This window comes from Microbacterium esteraromaticum, from assembly GCF_014084045.1.
Lineage (GTDB): Bacteria > Actinomycetota > Actinomycetes > Actinomycetales > Microbacteriaceae > Microbacterium > Microbacterium esteraromaticum_D.
Genome location: NZ_CP043732.1, coordinates 1,751,669 through 1,772,385, shown reverse-complemented (window position 1 = coordinate 1,772,385; position 20,717 = coordinate 1,751,669). Strand labels below are relative to the sequence as shown.

Sequence of the window (20,717 nt, the reverse complement as noted above, 5' to 3'; positions counted from 1 at the left end):
GCCTAGACCCCGCTGATCGGCGGTGGGTCCGGAGTCCTTCTTCGGGCTCACTCGTCGCCAAAGGTCGGTTGACTATTCGTTGAGCCGGTCGAGGATGTCGTTCATCTGGTCGATCTCTTCTTGTTGTGAAGAGATGATCTGCTTACAGAGATCTTGGATTTCCGGGTCGCTGATGTCTGACTGCTCACATACCAGGATCGCTCGCGAATGGTGCGGGATCATGGAGCGGAGGAACTGGTCGTCACCGACGAAGGCTTCCGCCCGGCCCATGAAGAACGCGAAGAGAAATAGTGCGGCGAAGCCTACGAGCAGCCCGACGTTCACCGCCTTGTTCGGGAACATCTTCCACATCACGATGACCATGATGATGCCCATGGGGAACACCATCATCAGAGCCATGTAGAGGTTGCTGATGTTGAGGAAGAGGTCACCGAGGACGTTGATCATCGCGAACGTGAGGAAGTACATCACGACGAAGCTGAGCGTCAGGGAGATGGCGAGTTTGAGGTAGCTCGACATTCCGCCGTGGTCTTGTTCGTGGGATTCCTGGGCGGGCGGGCGTGCACCGTTGTCGGCGTGGTGCTGTGTCATAGCGTCTCCAGCAGAGCGGTGCAGGCTTGTTCGCAGCGCCGGCATGCCTCGGCGCAGATCGTGCAGTGCTCGTGCATGGTGTGCTGTTCGCACTCGTTGGCGCAGCTCGTGCAGGCCGTTCGACAGGCTTCGAGCGTGGCGCGGGTGAGGTTGGCGTCGTACCCGGTGTGACGGGAGAGGATGCGGGCTGTGGTGGCGCAAAGGTCTGCGCAGTCCAGGTTCGTGCGGATGCATTTGGTCAGGTCAGCGACCATGTCCTCGCTGAGGCAGGCGTCGGCACACGCGGTGCATGCTTGCGCACATTCCAGACACGCGTCGATGCACTCAGCGAGCTTCTCCTGATCGATTCCGCCTAGGTCTTTCGGGTAGGTGCGGAGCATTTCCTCGGTAGTAGACATGAGGGGGTCCTTTCGTGAGCCACGAGTTTCGTGAGCCACGAAGGTACGCTCGCGCCCTCCACGCATTGAGGCCCTTGAGTACCCCGCCGGGGTGTGTTAGCTGTGGTGGGCCGCGTTCGCGCGAGTCTCCGCCGCAACTCCGGATACTCGCGACAGCACCGCCGACGAATCACGGGTCGCAGCGTGAGCGAGGTGCAGACAAAGTACTCACGTCGGGAATGGAACCGGAACCACTTGAGTTGCATACCCCCAGGGGGTATCTTCGAATCATGAACGGGTATGACGGAAACAAGGACGATCTGCGCAAGCGGTTGAACCGTGTCGAGGGTCAGGTGCGAGGGATTGCCCGGATGGTCGATGAGGACAAGTACTGCATCGACATCCTCACCCAGGTTTCTGCGGCGACGAAGGCCCTGGAGACGGTCGCCTTGTCGCTGCTCAGCGATCACCTGAGTCACTGCGTCGCCGAAGCGAGCGCCACAGGCGGGGCGGTCGCTGCAGAAAAGGTCCGCGAGGCCAACGAAGCAATCGCCCGCCTGGTCCGTTCATGACCCCCACGTCTGTCTAGTTGAAGGAGAACATACGCATGACTGATCGCATCGAACTCGGGCTAAAGGACGCGAACGCGGGCTGCGCATGCTGCGCTGCCCCCTCGAGCACGGAGACATCCGCACCTGTGACGTCAGCGGTTACGCAGGACGTGCTGGTCGAGGGAATGACGTGCTCGCATTGTGTGTCGAGCGTCAGTGAGGAACTGAGCGGTGTCGACGGCGTCGAGTCCGTCACCGTAAATCTGAATGCCGGCGGCCCGTCCCGGGTGACCATTCACAGCACCAGCCCTGTCGACCCCGCTGCCGTGCAGGCTGCGGTTGAAGAGGCCGGCTACGCCCTCGCGACCAACCGCGCCTGAGTCGCACCTGAGAGCGTCCGGCCCGACCCGGGCGGATTCGAGCAAGGAGTTCCGATGAGCCAGCACGACGACCACACCGATCACACCGCACACGCCAAACACGGCGGGGCGCCCACAACCGAGCACGACCACGCGGCGATGGGCCACGACCACGGCGCATCACCAGAACACACAGGTCACGGCGGGCACGAGGGTCACGGCGGCCACGGGGGCCACGGAGATCACGTGGGCCAGTTCCGGCGACTGTTCTGGATCATGCTGCTCCTCGCGGTGCCCGTGGTCGGGTTCTCGACGATGTTCTCACTGATCCTCGGCTATCCGCTGCCCGATGCCGCGTGGGTCGCGTGGATCTCCCCGGTCCTCGGAACCGTGATGTACGTGTGGGGCGGGACCCCGTTCCTCACCGGCGCGGTGAGTGAGCTCCGTGCCCGCAAGCCCGGGATGATGCTGCTGATCGCCCTTGCGATCACCGTGGCGTTCCTCGCGTCGTGGGGTGCGAGCCTCGGCCTGCTGCACCACGAGCTGGACTTCTGGTGGGAGCTGGCCCTACTCATCGTGATCATGCTGCTCGGGCACTGGATCGAGATGCGCTCCCTCGCACAGACGACATCGGCGTTGGACTCCCTGGCCGCGTTGCTGCCCGACGAGGCCGAAAAGATCGACGGTGACACCACCGTCACGGTCGCACCTTCCGACTTGCAGGTGGGCGATGTCGTGGTCGTGCGCCCCGGCGGGCGGATTCCTGCGGACGGGCGGATCGTGCAGGGCTCGGCCAGCATGGACGAGTCGATGATCACCGGAGAATCCAGGCCGGTACGCCGCAGCGACGGTGACCCGGTCATCGCCGGCACCGTCGCCACTGACTCGGGTGTGCGAGTGGAGATCACCGCCATCGGTGAGGACACCGCTCTCGCGGGCATCCAGAAGCTCGTCACCGAAGCGCAGAGCTCGTCGTCGCGGGCCCAGCGTCTCGCGGATAAGGCGGCGGGATGGCTGTTCTGGTTCGCGCTCGGCGCCGCCGCGATCACCGCCATCGTCTGGACCATCGTCGGCTTCCCGGACGCTGCCGTGATCCGTACGATCACGGTGTTGGTGATCGCCTGCCCGCACGCTCTTGGCCTGGCGATCCCGCTTGTCGTCTCGATCGCGACCGAGCGGGCCGCTCGTGGTGGCGTTCTGATCAAGGATCGTCTTGCTCTGGAGAGCATGCGCACCGTCGATACGGTGCTGTTCGACAAGACCGGCACGCTCACCAAGGGCACCCCTGCCGTGACCGCAATCGATCCCATCACGGGGATCGACGCGGATCAATTGCTGGCGTGGGCTGCGGCCGCGGAAGCGGACTCCGAGCATCCCCTCGCCCGCGCGATCGTCAACGCGGCGAAGGAGAAGAACCTCACCGTTCCGGGCTCGTCCGACTTCGAGTCGTCGCCTGCGGTCGGGGTGCGTGCCCGTGTCGATGGTCGTGTCGTGCAGGTGGGTGGCCCGTACATGCTCGAGCAAGAACACGCCGCCGAGCTGCCGGTTGCCGACGAGTGGCGCGGTGAGGGTGCGATCATCCTCCACGTGCTCGTCGACGGTCAGGTGACGGGTGCGTTGCGCCTGGCGGATGAGATCCGTTCCGAGTCGCGTCACGCGGTCGATGCGCTTCACGAGCGCGGCGTGCAGGTGGTCATGATCACCGGTGACGCTGACGCGGTAGCCGCGTCCGTCGCCGGCGAGCTGGGTATCGACCGGTACTTCGCCGGGGTCCGTCCGGAGGACAAAGCCTCCAAGGTGAAAGAACTGCAAAACGAAGGCCGCAAGGTCGCGATGGTCGGTGACGGCGTGAACGACGCCCCCGCCCTCGCCCAGGCGGACGTGGGGATTGCGATCGGCGCAGGAACGGACGTTGCGATCGCCTCCGCGGGTGTCATCCTCGCCAGCGACGACCCCAGATCGGTGATCTCCGTGATTGAGCTGTCGCGGGCCAGTTACCGGAAGATGAAACAGAACCTCTGGTGGGCCGCCGGGTACAACCTTCTCTCGGTGCCGTTGGCTGCCGGTGTGCTCGCCCCCGTCGGGTTCGTGTTGCCGATGTCGGTCGGTGCGGTGTTGATGTCACTGTCCACGATCGTTGTCGCGCTGAATGCGCAGTTGCTGCGACGGCTGAACCTCAGCCCGGGCGCCGTCGTCGACAAGTAGGCGCATGGGCGGCGGCGACGTACCCTGGAAGAAAGGGAGGTGGGACAGTGTTGATGACGATCGCACGGCGCGTGCATGACCAGCGCACCCTCACCCGCACCCTCCTGACCGTCGTCGCCGTCGCCTTTTCCGTGATCTTCGGGCTTCTGGCGATGCACTCGATGAACACGCACACCATGCCCTCCGGGCACAGTGAGACCATCGCCGTCGCACCCGCGCATGCCGATGCTCACCCCGCACACGCCTCTGGCGACGCCGCAGCGGTGGACGAGGCGGGGTGCGCCACGTGTTCTGACGATCACGGCATGGCGTGGATGGCCTGCGTTCTCGCGCTCCTCATTGCCGTCGTGCTGCTCGCCCGGCCGTCCGCCTGGTGGCGAGCCGTCGCGCACTCCCCGGGAACGCCCGTGTCCCGCCTACATCTCCGGGATGCGCTGCATCCGCTGCGGCCTCCGTCTCTCACCGTTCTCTGCATCAGTCGCACGTGATGGCAGGCGCGCCCGCCTTCTGCGGGTAACGCCCTCGCCCAGCCTCTCTCGCTGGGCACCATCATCGACTCTTGGAGAACCCCATCATGAAGACCCGGTTTGCGGCGACTGCCGCACTCACCCTCGCCGCAGTGCTTGGACTCGCCGGCTGCGCCGGTACCACCTCCGGCGGCGACATGCCCGGCATGAACCATGAAAGCAGCACCTCGGCCCCGGCGTCCGCGGACGTCAATGACGCCGACATCATGTTCGCCAGCATGATGAAGGAGCACCACGCCCAGGCCATCGACATGTCCGACATGCTCCTTAGCAAGGAGGGTGTCGACGAACGTGTCGTCGCTCTTGCGGAAGAGATCAAGGCCGCGCAGGAGCCCGAGATCCAGAAGATGGACCAGTGGCTCGAAGAGTGGGGCGCTGATACCTCCGACATGGAGGGCATGGATCACGGCGGTGGCATGATGTCGGAGGATGACATGCAGGCTCTCGAGGATGCCACCGGTGCGGACGCCAGCCGCCTGTTCCTCGAGCAGATGATCCAGCACCACGAGGGTGCCGTCGAGATGGCCCAAGAAGAGGTCGACAACGGCCAGAACAGCGACGCGGTCGCTCTGGCCGAGACGATCATCGAGGCGCAGACCACGGAGATCGCCACGATGAAAGACCTCCTCGCCACACTCTGATCTACCTTCGGGGGTGCGGCGCTCGCCCGCACCCCCGAAATGGCCATCTCGCAGTAACCCACGCCACCGCGCTGGTGCCCTGTCGCGACTCTCATTCGCGTACCGCTCGCGCACCCGCATGCATTTCTTCAAGTCGGAGTCTCATGAACCGCCACTCGCCCCTACCCGCTTTCGCGATCGCTCTCGTAGCCGTCGCCCTCACCGGCTGCGCCGTGCCGCAGGCCTCCGGCACCAACGCGGTCCCCCCCGTCATCCAACACATTCACGGTGTTGCCGCTGACCCCCGCGGTGAGGACCTCCTCGTAGCCACCCACGGAGGGCTCTTCACCCTCACACCCGAAGGTGCGATCGCCGGTCCCATCGGAGGCCACGATTTCGATGCGATGGGCTTTACCGTCCTCGACGACGCCCTCTTCGCATCCGGACACCCGGGCACACAGACACCCGCAGAGCTCGGCTCCCCGAACCTAGGTGTCATTCGCAGTGACGACTTCGGCGAGTCGTGGTCACCGATCGCGCTCACTGGCAGCACGGACTTCCATGTCCTCACCGCCGGACCGGACGGCACTCTCTACGGGATCGCCTCCGATGGCGTCGATCTGCTCATCAGCACTGACGACGGTCTCGAATGGACCCGCGGCGCAACGCTTGCCGCGGCAGACCTCGCCGCCACCGGCGACGGTCTCTACGCGGCCGCAGAAGAAGGACTGCTCCTCAGCACCGACAACGGCGCCACCTTCACCCCCATCGCCGACGCCCCACTGCTCTACACACTCGACGCCAAACCCAATGGCTCGCTCGCAGGAGTCGGAACCGACGGTGCCCTCTGGTCACAGAACACCGAAGGAACATGGCAACGCCTCGACGCGCTTCAAGGGGCCGCTCAGGCCTTCACCGCGATCGATGACGAACGCTTCATCGTTGTCGACGACCGAGGCATCGTCCAGATCACAGCCGACGACACAACCATCCTCGCCCCCGCCCGGTAGAGAACGCCACCACCGGAACGGCCACCCATGGTCCCCCGCCGCAATCCCTTCCGCCGCATATCCGTCTTCATCGCGTGCGCCACAGTCCTCGCCTTGCTTCTCGCCCTTGCGAGCTTCTACCTCATCGGAGCCATATTCAGATGACCCGCCACCTGCACCCAGCTCGGCACCGTCCACCAGCACACGTTCCCACGCGCACCAGCCACGTGTCCCCACAGCGGCGTCACGATCGCCTCGTACGTGTCGGGGCCTTCCTTCTCCTGGCCGCCGTCGCACTGATCGCGGCTCATCTCCTCATCGACACAACCGTTCCAGACCAATGGTCACTCTGGGCATACACGCTCGGAAGCTACGAAACAGCGTTCATCCTCGCAATCGTCGGACTGGCGCTCGTGCTGCGTGAGCCCCCGGGAGGCGCGGATGAATCTCAATGACTACTGGACCAACGCCTTTTGGTCCGTCATCCCCACGATCGCCGTCGTCGCAGCATTCTGGTTCGTCCTGCGGTCCATCATCAGAGCCGACCGCAACGAACGAAAAGCACACGCCAAGATCGAGCAACAACTCCGCGCGGAACGAAACCAACCACGCCAACTCGCATCGACGGACGACGAGCAAGATCAGCTACCTGAACGCCGGAAACGTCTACCGAAAGCAGATACCGGCGAACGTTAACGGCGGGCGTACGATGACGTGCGACGCGAGCTCGCCGGAAACGATCGTTTTCGGCTGGTCGCGCACCTGGTTGACGACGACCGCTGCCTTGCCATAGCCGATCGTTACAAAAGATTGAAGCGTAGGCCCCCGGCGATGCTGCGCGGTCAGCAGCAGATGGGAGGATCCTTGTGATCATGGAGATTGAGTTATTGCATATCGCGGGCTGTCCCAGCTGGATCGCCGCGGGCCACAATGTTGCCGAGGCGCTTCGGGAGACAGGCCATGGGGCCACGCCGTTGCGCTATCGACTCATCCGCACGGAGGAGGATGCCGCTGCGGTTCCCTTTGCCGGGTCTCCCACGATCACACTGAACGGGAAGGATCTGTTCCCCGGCGCGGATCACAGCGTCGCCTTAGCGTGTCGCGTCTACGCGACACCCGCGGGCGTGGCAGGTACGCCGACGGTTGATCAGATCCGGGAGGCGATCATCACTCGTGGCCGCTGAGTCAGACGAGACATGTACGTGTTGCGGGCGATCGTTGCCCCGAAGGAAATTGCATGCCCTTGGGAAGCGCGGGGTGTTCATCTGTCGCCGGTGCGGCTGGTGGGTTGCGCTTCGTCTGCGACGCGACCATCCACCGGATCACCAGGAGAGTTAGTCAGCAGTCCCTGTACAGTCAGCGTGTGCTGACTTTTGCTTTCGTCTCGATGCAATGAACGAGACGCCCCTACTCGCCCTCTTCTAAACCTCCCTACCTTGGCGACGCCCGCCACCGATCTGGAGCATCCGTCTTGAAACCCCCCGTCAAGGTCGCCCTCGTCACCGGCTCCACCCTCACCGTGCTCGCCATTATGGCGCTCGTGGTCGTCCTGATGACCCGCCCCGCAGCTCCGGAATCCCGCACAGAAGGTGCACTGCCTGGTACCCGTGCGGATTCGCATGTGCTCGACGCGGCCGGGCCAGACGCTCCGACGCTGGTTGAGTTCCTCGACTTCGAGTGCGAAGCGTGCGGTGCGTTCTATCCGGTCGTCGAGCAGATCCGCGAACAGTACGAGGGTGGAATCAACTACGTCGTTCGCTACTACCCCCTCCCCGGACACTTCAATTCGATGAACGCCGCCCTGGCTGCGGAAGCCGCGTCCGAGCAGGGGAAGTTCGAGGAGATGTATCAGCGCCTGTTCGAAACGCAGACTCAGTGGGGCGAACAGCAGACCTCGCGAGCGGACCTGTTCCGTACCTTCGCGGAGGACCTCGGGTTGGATTTGGGTGCCTATGACGCGGCTGTAGCCGCCCCGGCGACTAGGGAGAGAGTCGAAGCTGACTTCAACGATGGACAGTATCTTGGGGTCAGCGGCACGCCATCATTTTTCCTGGATGGCGAGAAGCTTGAACTCACTCAGCTCAGCGACCTGACTAACGCACTCGACGAGGCGACCAACCGTTGACCTCGAGTGTTCGAACCCTCTCGCGTCCTGCCGCCGCAATCAGCCCTCCTACCGCATCCGCGCATTAGCGGCTGCCCTAGACGTCTCATTCTTGGGTCTCATCGCCGCCGCGGATCATAAGGAACGCTCCGGCGATCGCAGCAGCGAAGATCACAATGTCCGCGACATTTCCGATGAACCAGTTCCCGTAGGCGAGGAAGTCCACGACGTGTCCGCGGGCGAACCCGGGATCTCGGAAGAGACGGTCGCCTGCGTGTGATGCTGCGGCTCCTCCGAGCGCGCCGATGATGATCGCCCATCCCAGGCGTTGAACTCGAAACGCGAACACGATCGCTGTAACGGTGGCGGCGACAGCGAGCAGCGCGAACACCCAGGTGAAGTCTTCGCCGAAGGAGAAGGCGGCACCAGGGTTGTACGCAAGCTGCAGGCCCAGCAGGTCGCCCGCCAGCGGGATGCGCTCGCGCTCCGTGAGAGTCGCTACCGCCCACACTTTCGTTCCCTGATCGATCAGGACGACGAACACGGCGATCAGGAGCGCTCCAACCGTGAGTTGCCAGCGCGGCGCCGACGGCACTTTTAGCGCAATAGACGGGCGAGCTTCGGCCTCGGACGACATCATCCGAGGACCTCAATCAGGCGAACGATGACGCCGGATTCGATCAGTATGAACAGCCCGAGACCGATGAATACGGCCGGTACGAGCCAGTGCTCGACTCGTTCCAGCCCCTCGGTGACGGCCTTGTTGGTGCCGATCAGCCGTCCGGCAGCGCACCAGACGGCGACGAGGATGAGGAACACGACGATCATGACGACGACGTCGCCGGGCGCGCTGGTGCGGAAGATCGGCGTGTAAAGGGAGATGTTGTCGGCCCCGTTGGCGATCGTGATCCCGGCGACGCCCCACAACCCGACCGCGGTGATCTTGGCGTCATCATCATCGTCATCACCGTTTCGACGCAAGCCACGTACGAGCGTCCAGATGCCGATGCCGAGCGGGATCAGCCCGAGGAAGCCCACCCACTCGTCCGGGACGATCGTGAGGCCGAGCGCGGCGATCACGCTGATCACGACGAGGGTGATGAACCCGAAGTACTGGCCTGCGACGATCTGCCACGGTCGCGGCTTTCCTCGGCTGGAAGCGAGGAACAGCACGGTGAGCACGACAATGTCATCGATGTTGGTCGCAGCGAACAGGCCGATCGCTGATCCGATGGTCGCGAGCATCAGCTCTTCACTCGCGGAGTGCGGGCGGCGCGCAGGCCGTTGAGAATAACGATGACCTCGGCGACCTCGTGGACCAGGACGACCGCCGCGAGCCCGAGGACACCGAAGAGCGCGAGCGGGAGCAGTGCGGTGATGATCAGCAGCGACAGGATGATGTTCTGGTTGATGATCCGTCGTCCCCGTCGGGCGTGGTCAAACGCGCGCGGGATCAGACGCAGATCGTGACCGGTGAACGCGACGTCGGCGGATTCGATCGCTGCGTCGGAGCCGGTCGCGCCCATCGCGATGCCGATGTCTGCGCCGGCGAGAGCCGGGGCATCATTGATTCCGTCACCGATCATCGCGACCGGCCCTACCTTCGACAACTCCGCGATCGCGGTCGCCTTGTCCTCCGGACGCAACTCGGCTCGCACGTCACTGATCCCGGCCTGCGCACCAAGCGCACGGGCAGTCCGGGCGTTGTCGCCGGTGAGCATCGTCACGCCGACGCCCTGGCCGGTGAGCGTTCGGACCACCTCGGGGACTTCTGGGCGCAGCTCGTCACGGACGCCGATCGCGGCGACCGGCGTCCCGTCACGATGCACGATCACGACGGTCATGCCCTGCTCTTCGAGCTCCGCGACCCGATCCCCGAGCGCGCCGGCGTCCAGCCAGCGGGGGCTTCCCACAGTGATTCTCGAGTCGTCGACCGTGCCGTCAATGCCGTGACCAGCCCGCTCGGTCACGTCCGCAGCGGCTGTGACACCCGGAGCGGCCGCCGTGATCGCGGCAGCGAGAGGATGCGTGCTGTGCTGCTCCAGCGCTGCCGCCCACGCCAGCGCCTGAGCCTCCGACACGCCATCTGCGGTGAGGACAGCGGTAACGATGGGCTCGTTGCGGGTGAGGGTGCCGGTCTTGTCGAGGGCAACGTGCCGGACGGTGCCGAAGCGCTCGAAGACGGCACCGGACTTGATGATCACGCCGAACTTGCTTGCGGCGCCGATCGCGGCGACGACCGTGAGTGGCACCGAGATTGCGAGTGCACACGGAGAAGCCGCGACCAGCACGACAAGCGCGCGGGTGATCCACACCTCTGGATCGCCCAGCAGCGACCCGATGATCGCGACGAGCGCCGCGAGGATCAGAACACCGGGCACCAGCGGGCGGGCGATCCTGTCCGCGAGACGAGCACGCTCGCCCTTCTCTGTCTGCGCTTTCTCTACCAGCTCCACGATCGTAGTGAGCGAGTTGTCGGTGCCAGCAGCCGTCGTCTCGACCTCCAGCGCACCGGCACTGTTGATCGCACCCGCCGACACCGCATCGCCGGGCTCCACCTCTACCGGGATCGATTCGCCGGTGATCGCCGAGGTATCCAGGCTCGAGCGACCAGAACGCACGACCCCATCGGTCGCGATCCGCTCGCCCGGCCGGACCACCATGACCTGGCCGACCGTCAGCTCTCTCGCCTGCACCTGCACAGTAGTGTCGCCCTGCAGGATCGTGGCTGTTTCCGGTACGAGCTTGAGCAGTGCGCGCAGGCCGCCGCGGGCACGGTCCATCGCCTTGTCCTCGAGCGCCTCAGCGATCGAGTACAGGAACGCGAGAGCTGCGGCCTCCTCCACGTAGCCGAGGATGACTGCACCGATGGCGCTGATCGTCATCAGCAGACCGATGCCCAGCTTGCCCTTGAACAGCTTTCGAACCGCTCCCGGCGTAAACGTCGAGGCACCCAGCAGCAGACCGACCCAGAACAGCACCAGCGCGGGGATCTCCTGGCCAGACCACTCCAAGATCAGGCCGGCCAGGAACGCGACCCCGGAGAAAACCGGCACCAGAACTCCGCGGTCTTTCCACCAGGGGCGCTCGGCCTCTTCGATTTCCTCGTCCACCGCGCTGGCAGGCTCGTGCTCGCAGCCACACGCCGCGCTCACGCGTCCACCCCCGTCGCACAGCAACCGGCCACCGTACACGCTGAGTCCACGCACGGCGCGTGCTCATCCACAGCCAGCGTCACATCCACCAGCGCAATGAGGGCAGCAGCGAGGTGCGGATCGGCGATCTCATAGCGAGTCTGGCGGCCTTCTGGTTCCGCGACGACGATTCCGCAATCGCGCAGGCACGTCAGGTGGTTCGACACGTTCGAACGAGTGAGTACCAGATCGCGCGAGAGGACGGCCGGATAGCTGGGCCCCTGGAGCAGGGTCATCAGGATCCGGGAGCGCGTCGGATCGGCCATCGCCCGGCCAAGCCGGTTCATTACATCGATACGGGAAGCAATAGTCAGCACGTACTGAACTATACAGCCATCGGTGACCAATCGCGATCGTCGAAAGAGGACTCGAGTAAGGCTTCCAGCGTCGTTGGTGGGCCCGGAGTATCCCCACGTCAGAGCGATCCTAAGCAGCAGGCTGTCGCAGCGCAGATGCCGACCGGCGCGTTTCCCGCTCCCACGCCTGGGTTGCGACCTGCACGGCGTCCCACGGTGAGCCGAGCGGGGGCGTGTACGACAGGTCGAGGTCACTCATCGCCGCGACAGTCATGCCGTGGTGCAGAGCCGTGGCGTAGGTGTCGACGCGCTTGGAGATTTCGGCACCGCGGGTGCCGACGAGCTGCGCGCCGAGCAGACGGCCGTCGTTGGTGTCTCCGGTGATGCGGATGCTGATGGGCGTGGCGCCCGGGTAGTACCGTTTGTGGTCGTCCGCGATCGCGGTGTGACTGTGCGGGGCGAAGCTGGCGGCTGTGGCTTCGTGGTCGCGGAGCCCCGTGCGTGCGGCCACGACGTCGAAGACCTTCACGACCTGCGTGCCGAGGCTCCCTGCAAATCGGGTGTCGCCGCCGATCGCGTTCTCCCCTGCGACGCGCCCTTGCTTATGCGCCGTGGTGCCGAGAGGAAGGTATGTGACGCCGAGCAGGCGGTGATGGGTGACCACCCCGTCGCCGGCCGCCCACACGTTCGGCAGGCCGGTGCGCATCTGTTCGTCGACGACGACAGCGCCGCCCGCTCCCGTGGTTGCGCCGGCTGCGGTGAGGAGGCTGGTGTTGGGTCGCACGCCGACGACGACGAGGACCACGTCAGCGTTGCGGGAGAATGCTTCGCCGTCACGGGTGCCGGTGACGGCGATCCGTCCGGCTTCACGGGCGACGGCTTCGACGCGCGTGCCGGTGAGGACGTCGACGCCGTGTCGGGTGAGTTCGTCGTGGACGAGGGAGCCGAGTTCGGGATCGAGGGTGGAGAGGACTTCGGGGCCGCGCTGCAGCTGGGTGACCTGGAGGCCCCGCACGGTCAGGGCTTCGGCCATTTCGAGGCCGACGTAGCCAGCTCCGACGATGATTGCCGTCTCGGGCTGATGTTCGTCGAGGTACTTCTCGAGCGCGAAGGTGTCGCCCATCGAGTGCAGCAGGTGCACGCCGTCGTCGGGGCCGAGCTGGTCGAGGCCTGCGATGCCGGCGATTGACGGGGATGCTCCGGTGCCGACCATGAGTTCGTCGTACGCGATCGTTGATTCGCTGCCGTGCGCGTCGCGGACCGTGAGTCGTCGGCTGTCGACGTCGATACCCGTGGCGAGGGTGTCCAGACGGAGGTTCATGCCGGTGGCTTCGAGATCCGCGTGGGTGCGGTGGGCGAGCGACTGCCAGGGCTGCACCTCGCGGGAGAAGTAGTACGGGATGCCGCAGATCGAGAAGTTCGGATACGCATCGGCCACGACAACGGTGACGTCGACGGACGGGTCGAGTTCGCGGGCCCGGAGGGCGGTGGAGATTCCAGCGTCGCTTCCGCCGATCGCTACAAGATGCATGAGGGTGCCTTTCAGGGCTGGTTTTCGAGTTGCTGAGGGACCACGACGTCGCCGGCCGTGCGGGAGGCGGTCGGGTAGAGGGTGAGCAGCACAGCGAGGCCGATCGCAGCCCCGACGAGCTGTGCAGCGATGAACGGCGCGACAGAGGCGGGCGCAATGCCGGCAAAGGTGTCGGTGAACATGCGGGCGATCGTCACCGCGGGATTCGCGAACGACGTAGAGCTTGTGAACCAGTACGCCGCGCCGATGTACGCGCCGACCGCGGCCGCCGTGGTCGATCCCTTGCCCGTGCGCGCGAGCGCGAAGATCAACAGCACAAGTCCCGCGGTGGCGACCACCTCCCCGACCAGGTGGCCATCGGTCGCGCGGTCGTTCGATGAGAGCGCGGGGGCGGCGTCGAACATCACTCCCGCCAAGAACGTTCCGGCGATCCCGCCGAGAACTTGCGCGAGCAGGTACGGGGTGAGGTCGCGCAGCGGGAGTCCCGTCCCGGCGCGGCGTCCGAGCAGCCAATCTGCGATCGACACCACGGGGTTGAAGTGCGCGCCAGACACGGGGCCCAGCATGAGGATCAGGACCGTCAGGCCGAGCGCGGTGGTCAGGCTGTTCTCCAGCAGTTGGAGGCCGACGTCATCCGGCGAGAGGCGCTGCGCAGCGATGCCGGAACCCACAACGATCGTGACGAGCAGGCCCGTTCCAAGGAACTCGGCAGCAGTTCGGCGCAGCATGTGAGGTCGCGCGGGCTCGGACTGGGAGCGGGTAGCAATGTTCATGTCGGCTTATCTTGACCCGAGAGGGGTAGTTCAGTCAAGATTGAAACAATGAACACTGAACGAACTGATCAGGTGGAGGCGCGCGCGGCAAAGCACGCCGCGCTGGGTGACCCATCTCGCCTACGGATCGTCGACCGTCTCACGCTGGGCGACCTCTCCCCCACCGAAATCGGGGTGGCGTTGGGCCTTCCCTCCAACCTCGTCACACATCATCTGAATGTGCTGGAGTCCGTGGGGATGGTCTCGCGTTCCCGCTCGGAGGCCGACAAACGGCGCAGCTACGTTCACCTAACCGAAACCGCACTTCGCGGGCTCACTCCCGGCCGAGTGGAGCGCGCGGATCGCGTCGTGTTCGTCTGTACGGCGAACTCCGCCCGGTCGCAGCTTGCTGCGGCATTGTGGTCTACCCGCAGCAGCATCCCGGCGTCATCGGGAGGAACGCACCCGGCCGAGCGGATAGATCCGGGAGCGGTTGCCACAGCCGAGCGCCACGCCCTCGCGCTGCCAACGGAATCACCGCGCGCCCTGACTTCGGTCCTGACCGATTCGGATTTCGTGGTGACGGTGTGCGATAACGCTCACGAAGAACTCGGCGTCTCCGGGCACCTGCACTGGTCGATTCCCGACCCGGTGCGGATCGGCACCGATGACGCTTTCGATACCGCCTTTGACGAGCTGGAGCGCCGCATCGCGGAACTCGCTCCCCGTCTCGCCGCCAGCTGAACCCAACCCGGAAGAGACCCCGTGACTGACGCTCCCCCAACCGTCCTTTTCATCTGCCAGCACAACGCCGGCCGCTCACAGCTCGGCGCAGCGCTCCTAGAGCACCTGGCCGGCGACCGGTTCACCGCGACGTCGGCGGGCCTCTCCCCCGCCGACGAAGTAAACCCGGCCGTGGCCGCCACCGTCGCAGAACTCGGAATGAACATCACCGATCGTGTGCCGCGCGCCGTCACCGTCGACGACCTGGACGCCGCCGACATCGTGGTCCTGATGAAGCCCGGACTCACCCTGCCGGCGACGCCTCGCGGGGAACTCCTGGAATGGTCGTTCCCCAACCCGGCGTCCTGGGACGCCGAAGCAGTGCGCCCGCTGCGCCAAGCCGTATCCGAGAAGATCCAGAGCTCACTTCTCAACCGTTGAGCTGACTGGAGCGGAGCGCCAGAGGTCAGCGAATACGCCTGCCAAAACCCTCTGACGGCTCACGTTTCTGGACCCCATTCAGCGGCTGTACGAGTCATCCCGCCGTACACGATCATTCTCGGCGGGGTCGGTAGCTTCGCCGCCGATCGGTGCTGCGACAGGTTTCATGAGAATCCGCCACCTTCCATGAGAACTGCGACAACATTCGTGAGAAAGTGACGACTTTCGTGAGAAACGACAGGCCTGTCGAAATCTGCTTGATGTCCGATCTCACGAGAGTTGTCGTGAGATCGGATCGCGATCCCGCGAGTTTCCGGGACAGCTGTAGCCGGCACATGGAGCGACTTGCCTCATGACGCTTATCAAAATTCCGACGACGAGAATGATCGACCAAGCTGACTTGCTCGAGAGGCGTTGGAGCCAGTCACCTGTGGCAGGGTGGATCGCCGCAGGGCCGCGGGCATGGGCACCCACTGCACCAGGGGCGCGGTCTAGGAAGACTCTGCTGCGATCGGGATGTCGATATGCCCGCGAGCCACGACGACGTTGCGCTGGATGACGTAGCACTCCACGTAATGATTCCCTCGGAAGGAGGTCACTTCGCGGCGCTCGGTGCCGTGGGTCGGACGGATGATCTCACCGCGTACGTGATCCCGCCGCTCAGCTTCGGCTCCTCGGTTCAGTACCTTCCAACGCACCTCATATGATCCCGGCACGTCGATGTTGTCGATCGCGAACGTAAGTTGTTTCTTTGCGGGCAGTAGCGAGAACAGGTTGAGAAATGAGTTCAGCGAGGTAGGACGGAATCCGTCCTGGGTCACGGTACAGCTGATCTCGACCGAAAAACGGATGTCCACGGGATGGGTGTCCTCGATGAACTCCTCCGTGTCGTTGAACGATCTGGCTGCAAGCGCATTCTCCCCTCCAGCCACTACTGCTGGGACGGACTTTCCGAATACTGCTCTCCACTTCTTGTACTCGTTCTTCTGACCAGCAGCGTCGACCGCCTCGGTGCAAAGCTCAGCGCCGGACGCAGCCTTCTTCTGGAAGCGCTTCTTGACTCGAACGCGCTGACGGCTTCCAAGCGCCAGATAGAAATCGTGGTCCACCTGGTCCGCGAGGTACAGAAGGAAGTCGCGCATCATCTCGCCGTAGGATTCGGACGTGCCAGAGCGATGTTCCGTCGTAGACGTTAGGAAATTGTACGCAAGGGTGTCTACGAGCAGCCCGCCCATCACGACTCCTTGCTTGTTGCGCCATGCTCGAGCGAGCTTGCACAAGCGTCGCAGATTGCCACTAGTAGCTGAGTCTTCCTCGCTGATTGCGGAGATCTCATCGCGAGGCTTCGTCATCTTCCACGAGTCGCTGTAAGTGTCCGGGTAGTCGAAGGACCCGTCCTCGTTTTCGAACACGGGCTGCACCTCGAAAGTGAAGTTCGAGAACTCCACTACGACGACCAGCCTGTCGACCCCGACAGTCGTCGTCGGATACCGCTTCTGGATCGCAGCGCGGGCGCGCCGCAGCGCTTTGAGCGGCCCGCCTTCCTCCTCGTATGAGGCGCGCAGACTGGACGGCAATATGTACAGGAGGTCAAGGTCCGATATACCTTTGATCGCTGTCCAACGACCGTAGGAACCGACCATCAGCTTGTTCGCCGTGGAGCCGGTCAAGCTGCGGAACTCGCTGTTCAGAGCTTTCGTTACTTCGTCCCGCCGGTCGGCGATGCTCTCAGCAGTGTTGACCCTGAGATTGGTGAGGAGACCATCGAAGATGTCACCGGTTTGCGACATCAGTGCTCCCAATCCTCTCGAAGCGCCTCCGGCAGCATCAAATCGATCTCCTGCGTGCTGAGAGTGAGATCTTCCTTGTCCTTCAGGCCGGATTGAGCCATGGCATACGCCTGCGGTGTCGTTCGCGGGGCGTCCTTCAGCACGGCCTGAGCCGCCTTCTGCAGCTCGTCTCGTTTCTGCCGCGCCTGGTCGAGCGGCAGAGACTCGGACTTCAGGTCCACAATCAGCGACAGATACGACTCCCGCAAGTTCCATAGCAAAGCCGCGGTGTCGCGGTGCTGCTGCATCTCCTCGCCGTATCGGAATGTCCGGTCACCCAGGCTTGCCGCCGTGACTAGCACGGCGATGAAGGAGGTAGCTAGCGATGCCCACTGCGGGTCCAGCAGCAGCCCGAAGAGTGACGCTAGGAACGTCCCCGATCCGACCGCCGTGAGAACGAACTTCCAGACTCTTTGCCTCCGCGAGGACATCGCGCAGATGTCAGCTTGCTTCTCATGGGTCTTCTGCGTGTACGCGATGCGCCCATATAGCTCTCTCACCTGGTTGAGAAGCAAGTCACGACCCGCCTCTGACGGTTCTGTCTCTCGTCGATGCATCTTTCCCCCAGCCCACGGCGACAGTCCGCCGCAAGTGCATGCTAGCGGCGGACACCGACACGGCCCGTTTCGAAGGCGAACCAATGGGCGTAGCTCGGCCGGAACGTTGGGGACGAAGTCCCGCGCAGGCTACGACTCTTTCCGTTCACCCCAGAGAGAAACGACTCTGCATGCCCCGGAATTTACATCCGGCTCACAAGCGCGATCCGTCATGAAGCCTGAGCGAATTCACCGATAGAGGCGACGCAGTCGCGCTACTTCCTCGATTTAGAGAGCTAGCGGACATTCCCGCAACGTCGAGGACGACGAGTACAGTCTGACCCGTGAGCGATTCGTCTGGCCAGCCTCGTGTACGCGGTGTGATTGAAAGCGTCAATGGGCGTGCGAATGGTCGCGGCATCCCTGAGCTCAGCCAGGCCGTTCTTCGTCTGGAGGATGGGTCGACGCTCGAGGTGCGTATGCCGCGGCCATTGGGAACAGAGCGGTATTTTCAGGCGCTCCCTGTCGCGTTCGATTTTGTCGACTTTGGTGTTTGCCCGATCTGCTTCGCGCCGGAGCCGCGAAGCCGAGAGCATGTGCCGCCCCACTCAGTTGGCGGGAGCGTGATCACGATGACCTGTGAAAATTGCAACAACGAGTTCGGCAGCAAGTACGAGCCGCACCTGCGCAATTGGTATGAGAACGCGATCGGGAAGGTACGACTCTCGGGCAAGACCGTTCCCGGCCGCCGCAGCGTTGGCGAGTACCTACTACGCGAGAACGCATCCGGCGGGTTTGTTCTCTTCCAACACGGCAAACACGACCCGGCGGTCTCTCAGATCTTGGGAGAACAGGAGTTCGAGATGAGCTACGAGATTGTCGACGCAACCCGTTCGCACATCGCAGCGGTCAAGACTGCATATTTGGCCGGATGCGTTGCGCTGCACGCGATCCCGCGGACGCCCCGCGCTGATGCGTTGAGAGCTGAGCTCCTCGTTGCCCGAGACGTGCCCCGTGACCAGAAGGCTGAGCTCGGCGACGTAGCGAGGTCCATCAAGGTCGCGCGTTCCGCACACGAACCGAGCCCTGGCGAGATCATCTTGATGGCAGCCTCGGATGAACTAACGGAATCGGCAATGGTGATCAGCTTCAATCGCGTCTTCGCCGTCGATTGGCCGTTCGACCCGATCACGGGATTCACAAGGCGTGTGGACTGATGGCGGCTCAGAACGATCGTCGCGGCCAGAAGAAGGTGGCACCGACGATCGAGCCCGCAAAGATCGTGGAACGCTTTGTTCTGCGTGCGCGACGGGTTGCCGCGCACTCACTCTCGCAGTCGAGGGACCGCCTCCAGGCGTTCGCCAACACCATGATCCGCGGCAACATCGATCTCGCGGGCCGCTTTACCGTCGTAGAGGACCTGCCCGATGAGGAGACCTTCGAGTCTCTCGTCGCTCGCCTGCGCCCGCTCACGGTCGAGTCGGAGCCGATCTTTTACAACCGGGTCCTCGACGCGATCACCGCATTGACTGCCGGGGCGGCATCAGCTTCCGATAGGCAGCGAATCACGGCCCTACGAGCAGCCTGGGGGTCTACGGAAATCCAGGGAACACAAGTCCAGGGATACACCGTTCAGGCGGTCGGACCCGATCATGCACCGACCAGCATCGTCTCGGATACGCAACTTGCGGCAGGCTGGCTCTACGCAGATCTCGTCCACGCGGACCCCCGCGGAGCGAAGGTGGCGGCGCTCGAGCATGATCTCAAGGAGCGCTACACCGCGGCGGTTCGCGTGTTCTCGCGCATCGCAATGCTCACACTCGACACATTGGACCTTGTTCGCGACCTGCAAGAACGATCGCTGATCATGTTGCCTGATGATGCATGGACGTCCGCGGTAAGCGTTCACGAGTCGGAGTCACCGATCGATGTGCGCGTGTTTTACGCCGACACCGGCACCGCGGTCCCTGATCTAGCGGAAGGCAGCGACCTGCCGACCGAATGGTCGCGCTTCACCGTCTCTGACCTGTTCCTGCAGGACCCCGCCAATCAGGTGTCCCTCACCCTTCAGACTGGCGACGAGCATACGAACCTCGAAGCCGCAGTCATGCACCGTCGCCCTGAAGAAGGCGGCGTCGAATGGGACATTTTCGTCGATGGGTGCCTCATCCTCACCTTCGCGTTCACATTCGAGAACGATCGGGCAGTCGCATGCACCCTCGCTGAGGAAAAGTACCTCGAACTCACAAACGCGCAAAAGCTTCGCTCCACACAGCTCGCACGGCGCCTGCACTCAGCAGATCGCGCGGTGTTCGACGTCCCCGGCGGAAACATCACCATCTCGATGGAGGACCTCAGCGCCGAAGAGGAACTCCAGATGCGCGTTATCGAGGAGGCGCTCAGTGATGTGATCGAGATCGAGAGGATCACGGGAAATGAGATCGGAGTCTGCAACGGACGCTTCACTAACCTGGAACGCGTCAGACTGCGGCAGACACGTCTGATCTGGGAAGGCAAAGTCGTCCATGCCCGCCTAAAGAGCGCGACCGTCACCTCACCATCGGGAAATCCACCGCAGGTCATCGCCATCAAGGAGGGATCGATCGCGTTCGCCGGGCAACAGATCCCAACGCCCGCGACGCACCTCTGGCATCAGCAGCTCGAGGTGCATCCCACCACGGCGACCGACAGCCCCGGGCACCCGCGCGACTACATCATGAGTCCGCCGCAAGGCGAGCACCTTGTAGCGTGGGCCCCCACACGGTTAGTCCGCTCTGAAACCGAGCCAGTGCTCGCGTCGCCGTGGGATCTCACCGGAATCGATGAAAAGTCGTTCCCGTAGCACCGACGAGTTCGGCACAACGCAGTCGACGCGCCGAGCACGGACAGAGCACCGGCAGCCCATCAGTTCCGTCTCGGCCAGCAAGGCAGGCGCGATCCTCACCAGAACTTTCCTGCACGCGGGCTTCACCAACTACGCCATAGTGGCGGGCTGCAGATGGCGATCGACGCGAAACGCGCCTGTCTCACCTGGAGCCGCCTGCGGAGTTCGCGGTGCCCGCCGAGTGGGAACGCACCTATCGACCACTCGC

The 20,717-nt window shown here is 64.0% G+C and carries 24 protein-coding genes; 13 read left to right on the top strand and 11 right to left on the bottom strand.

Translation table 11 applies throughout. The annotated features are described in order from the left end of the window. Nucleotides 1-72: 72 nt before the first annotated feature. The gene (locus FVO59_RS08395; protein ID WP_259363107.1) at nucleotides 73-591 is read right to left on the bottom strand and encodes a DUF305 domain-containing protein; all 519 of its coding nucleotides are present in this window, start codon (nucleotides 589-591) and stop codon (nucleotides 73-75) included. Continuing rightward, on the bottom strand, nucleotides 588-989 hold the full coding sequence (locus FVO59_RS08390; RefSeq protein WP_182252223.1) for a four-helix bundle copper-binding protein: 402 nt from the start codon (nucleotides 987-989) through the stop codon (nucleotides 588-590). Before FVO59_RS08390 ends, FVO59_RS08395 begins: the two co-directional genes overlap by 4 nt. Before the next feature lie 269 nt (nucleotides 990-1,258). Between FVO59_RS08390 and FVO59_RS08385 the strand changes: the two genes are divergently transcribed. From FVO59_RS08385 to FVO59_RS08360, 6 genes are all read left to right on the top strand, one after another. Next, nucleotides 1,259-1,540 carry a metal-sensitive transcriptional regulator gene (locus tag FVO59_RS08385; RefSeq protein WP_060926252.1) on the top strand — a complete coding sequence of 94 codons (282 nt, stop codon included), beginning with the start codon at nucleotides 1,259-1,261 and terminating at the stop codon, nucleotides 1,538-1,540. 35 nt (nucleotides 1,541-1,575) lie between these two features. After that, on the top strand, nucleotides 1,576-1,899 hold the full coding sequence (locus FVO59_RS08380; RefSeq protein WP_182252222.1) for a heavy-metal-associated domain-containing protein: 324 nt from the start codon (nucleotides 1,576-1,578) through the stop codon (nucleotides 1,897-1,899). 54 nt (nucleotides 1,900-1,953) lie between these two features. After that, nucleotides 1,954-4,083, top strand: a complete 2,130-nt coding sequence (locus FVO59_RS08375) for a heavy metal translocating P-type ATPase (RefSeq protein ID WP_182252221.1) — start codon at nucleotides 1,954-1,956, stop codon at nucleotides 4,081-4,083. Between the two features lie 53 nt (nucleotides 4,084-4,136). Then, nucleotides 4,137-4,571 (top strand): DUF6153 family protein, encoded by a 435-nt coding sequence (locus FVO59_RS08370; RefSeq protein ID WP_182252220.1) that lies wholly within the window; start codon nucleotides 4,137-4,139, stop codon nucleotides 4,569-4,571. A gap of 86 nt (nucleotides 4,572-4,657) precedes the next feature. Beyond that, nucleotides 4,658-5,251, top strand: a complete 594-nt coding sequence (locus FVO59_RS08365) for a DUF305 domain-containing protein (protein WP_182256632.1) — start codon at nucleotides 4,658-4,660, stop codon at nucleotides 5,249-5,251. A 212-nt stretch (nucleotides 5,252-5,463) separates the two neighbouring features. Continuing rightward, nucleotides 5,464-6,240 (top strand): F510_1955 family glycosylhydrolase, encoded by a 777-nt coding sequence (locus FVO59_RS08360; protein WP_259363106.1) that lies wholly within the window; start codon nucleotides 5,464-5,466, stop codon nucleotides 6,238-6,240. A gap of 116 nt (nucleotides 6,241-6,356) precedes the next feature. Here FVO59_RS08360 and FVO59_RS08355 read toward each other — a convergent pair whose 3' ends face one another. Further along, entirely contained in the window at nucleotides 6,357-6,530 is a 174-nt protein-coding gene (locus FVO59_RS08355; protein WP_153243572.1) for a hypothetical protein, read from the bottom strand. A 130-nt stretch (nucleotides 6,531-6,660) separates the two neighbouring features. Here FVO59_RS08355 and FVO59_RS08350 point away from each other — a divergent pair, with 130 nt between their 5' ends. From FVO59_RS08350 to FVO59_RS08340, 3 genes are all read left to right on the top strand, one after another. Beyond that, nucleotides 6,661-6,915 (top strand): hypothetical protein, encoded by a 255-nt coding sequence (locus tag FVO59_RS08350; RefSeq protein WP_074731521.1) that lies wholly within the window; start codon nucleotides 6,661-6,663, stop codon nucleotides 6,913-6,915. Between the two features lie 176 nt (nucleotides 6,916-7,091). Next, the gene (locus FVO59_RS08345; protein WP_045264357.1) at nucleotides 7,092-7,403 is read left to right on the top strand and encodes a hypothetical protein; all 312 of its coding nucleotides are present in this window, start codon (nucleotides 7,092-7,094) and stop codon (nucleotides 7,401-7,403) included. A 287-nt stretch (nucleotides 7,404-7,690) separates the two neighbouring features. Next, nucleotides 7,691-8,344, top strand: coding sequence for a DsbA family protein (locus FVO59_RS08340; RefSeq protein WP_045264183.1), 654 nt, complete (start codon nucleotides 7,691-7,693; stop codon nucleotides 8,342-8,344). A gap of 85 nt (nucleotides 8,345-8,429) precedes the next feature. Here the strand turns inward: FVO59_RS08340 and FVO59_RS08335 are convergent, their stop codons facing one another. The 6 genes from FVO59_RS08335 to FVO59_RS08310 all read right to left on the bottom strand — a co-directional run bounded on the left by FVO59_RS08335 (nucleotide 8,430) and on the right by FVO59_RS08310 (nucleotide 14,117). Further along, the gene (locus tag FVO59_RS08335; protein WP_259363105.1) at nucleotides 8,430-8,963 is read right to left on the bottom strand and encodes a signal peptidase II; all 534 of its coding nucleotides are present in this window, start codon (nucleotides 8,961-8,963) and stop codon (nucleotides 8,430-8,432) included. Next, the gene (locus FVO59_RS08330) at nucleotides 8,960-9,568 is read right to left on the bottom strand and encodes a cadmium resistance transporter (protein ID WP_045264185.1); all 609 of its coding nucleotides are present in this window, start codon (nucleotides 9,566-9,568) and stop codon (nucleotides 8,960-8,962) included. Before FVO59_RS08330 ends, FVO59_RS08335 begins: the two co-directional genes overlap by 4 nt. Beyond that, nucleotides 9,568-11,478: a heavy metal translocating P-type ATPase gene (locus tag FVO59_RS08325; protein ID WP_182252218.1), complete on the bottom strand. Its 1,911-nt coding sequence runs from the start codon at nucleotides 11,476-11,478 to the stop codon at nucleotides 9,568-9,570. The genes FVO59_RS08330 and FVO59_RS08325 overlap by 1 nt, the downstream gene beginning before the upstream one ends. Then, nucleotides 11,475-11,834, bottom strand: coding sequence for a Cd(II)/Pb(II)-sensing metalloregulatory transcriptional regulator CmtR (gene cmtR / locus FVO59_RS08320; RefSeq protein WP_045264358.1), 360 nt, complete (start codon nucleotides 11,832-11,834; stop codon nucleotides 11,475-11,477). The genes FVO59_RS08325 and cmtR overlap by 4 nt, the downstream gene beginning before the upstream one ends. Before the next feature lie 109 nt (nucleotides 11,835-11,943). Beyond that, nucleotides 11,944-13,344, bottom strand: a complete 1,401-nt coding sequence (locus FVO59_RS08315) for an FAD-dependent oxidoreductase (protein WP_045264187.1) — start codon at nucleotides 13,342-13,344, stop codon at nucleotides 11,944-11,946. 11 nt (nucleotides 13,345-13,355) lie between these two features. Next, a complete protein-coding gene (locus FVO59_RS08310; RefSeq protein ID WP_430736280.1) occupies nucleotides 13,356-14,117 on the bottom strand; it encodes an MIP/aquaporin family protein in 762 nt (253 codons plus the stop codon). Between the two features lie 48 nt (nucleotides 14,118-14,165). On the opposite strand from FVO59_RS08310, the gene FVO59_RS08305 reads away from it, so the two are divergent. Continuing rightward, complete coding sequence (locus tag FVO59_RS08305; RefSeq protein WP_046747248.1) at nucleotides 14,166-14,840, top strand: arsenate reductase/protein-tyrosine-phosphatase family protein; 675 nt, start codon at nucleotides 14,166-14,168, stop codon at nucleotides 14,838-14,840. 21 nt (nucleotides 14,841-14,861) lie between these two features. Continuing rightward, on the top strand, nucleotides 14,862-15,260 hold the full coding sequence (locus tag FVO59_RS08300; protein ID WP_062635603.1) for an arsenate-mycothiol transferase ArsC: 399 nt from the start codon (nucleotides 14,862-14,864) through the stop codon (nucleotides 15,258-15,260). 491 nt (nucleotides 15,261-15,751) lie between these two features. Here the strand turns inward: FVO59_RS08300 and FVO59_RS08295 are convergent, their stop codons facing one another. Together FVO59_RS08295 and FVO59_RS08290 are read right to left on the bottom strand one after the other, a co-directional pair. After that, nucleotides 15,752-17,050, bottom strand: a complete 1,299-nt coding sequence (locus tag FVO59_RS08295; RefSeq protein WP_045264191.1) for a nucleotide-binding domain-containing protein — start codon at nucleotides 17,048-17,050, stop codon at nucleotides 15,752-15,754. Continuing rightward, a complete protein-coding gene (locus FVO59_RS08290) occupies nucleotides 17,050-17,604 on the bottom strand; it encodes an SLATT domain-containing protein (RefSeq protein WP_197073244.1) in 555 nt (184 codons plus the stop codon). Before FVO59_RS08290 ends, FVO59_RS08295 begins: the two co-directional genes overlap by 1 nt. Before the next feature lie 365 nt (nucleotides 17,605-17,969). Here FVO59_RS08290 and FVO59_RS08285 point away from each other — a divergent pair, with 365 nt between their 5' ends. Then, nucleotides 17,970-18,842, top strand: a complete 873-nt coding sequence (locus tag FVO59_RS08285) for an HNH endonuclease (protein ID WP_153243569.1) — start codon at nucleotides 17,970-17,972, stop codon at nucleotides 18,840-18,842. Next, the gene (locus FVO59_RS08280; RefSeq protein ID WP_182252216.1) at nucleotides 18,842-20,467 is read left to right on the top strand and encodes a restriction endonuclease subunit S domain-containing protein; all 1,626 of its coding nucleotides are present in this window, start codon (nucleotides 18,842-18,844) and stop codon (nucleotides 20,465-20,467) included. Before FVO59_RS08285 ends, FVO59_RS08280 begins: the two co-directional genes overlap by 1 nt. Nucleotides 20,468-20,717: the final 250 nt, after the last annotated feature.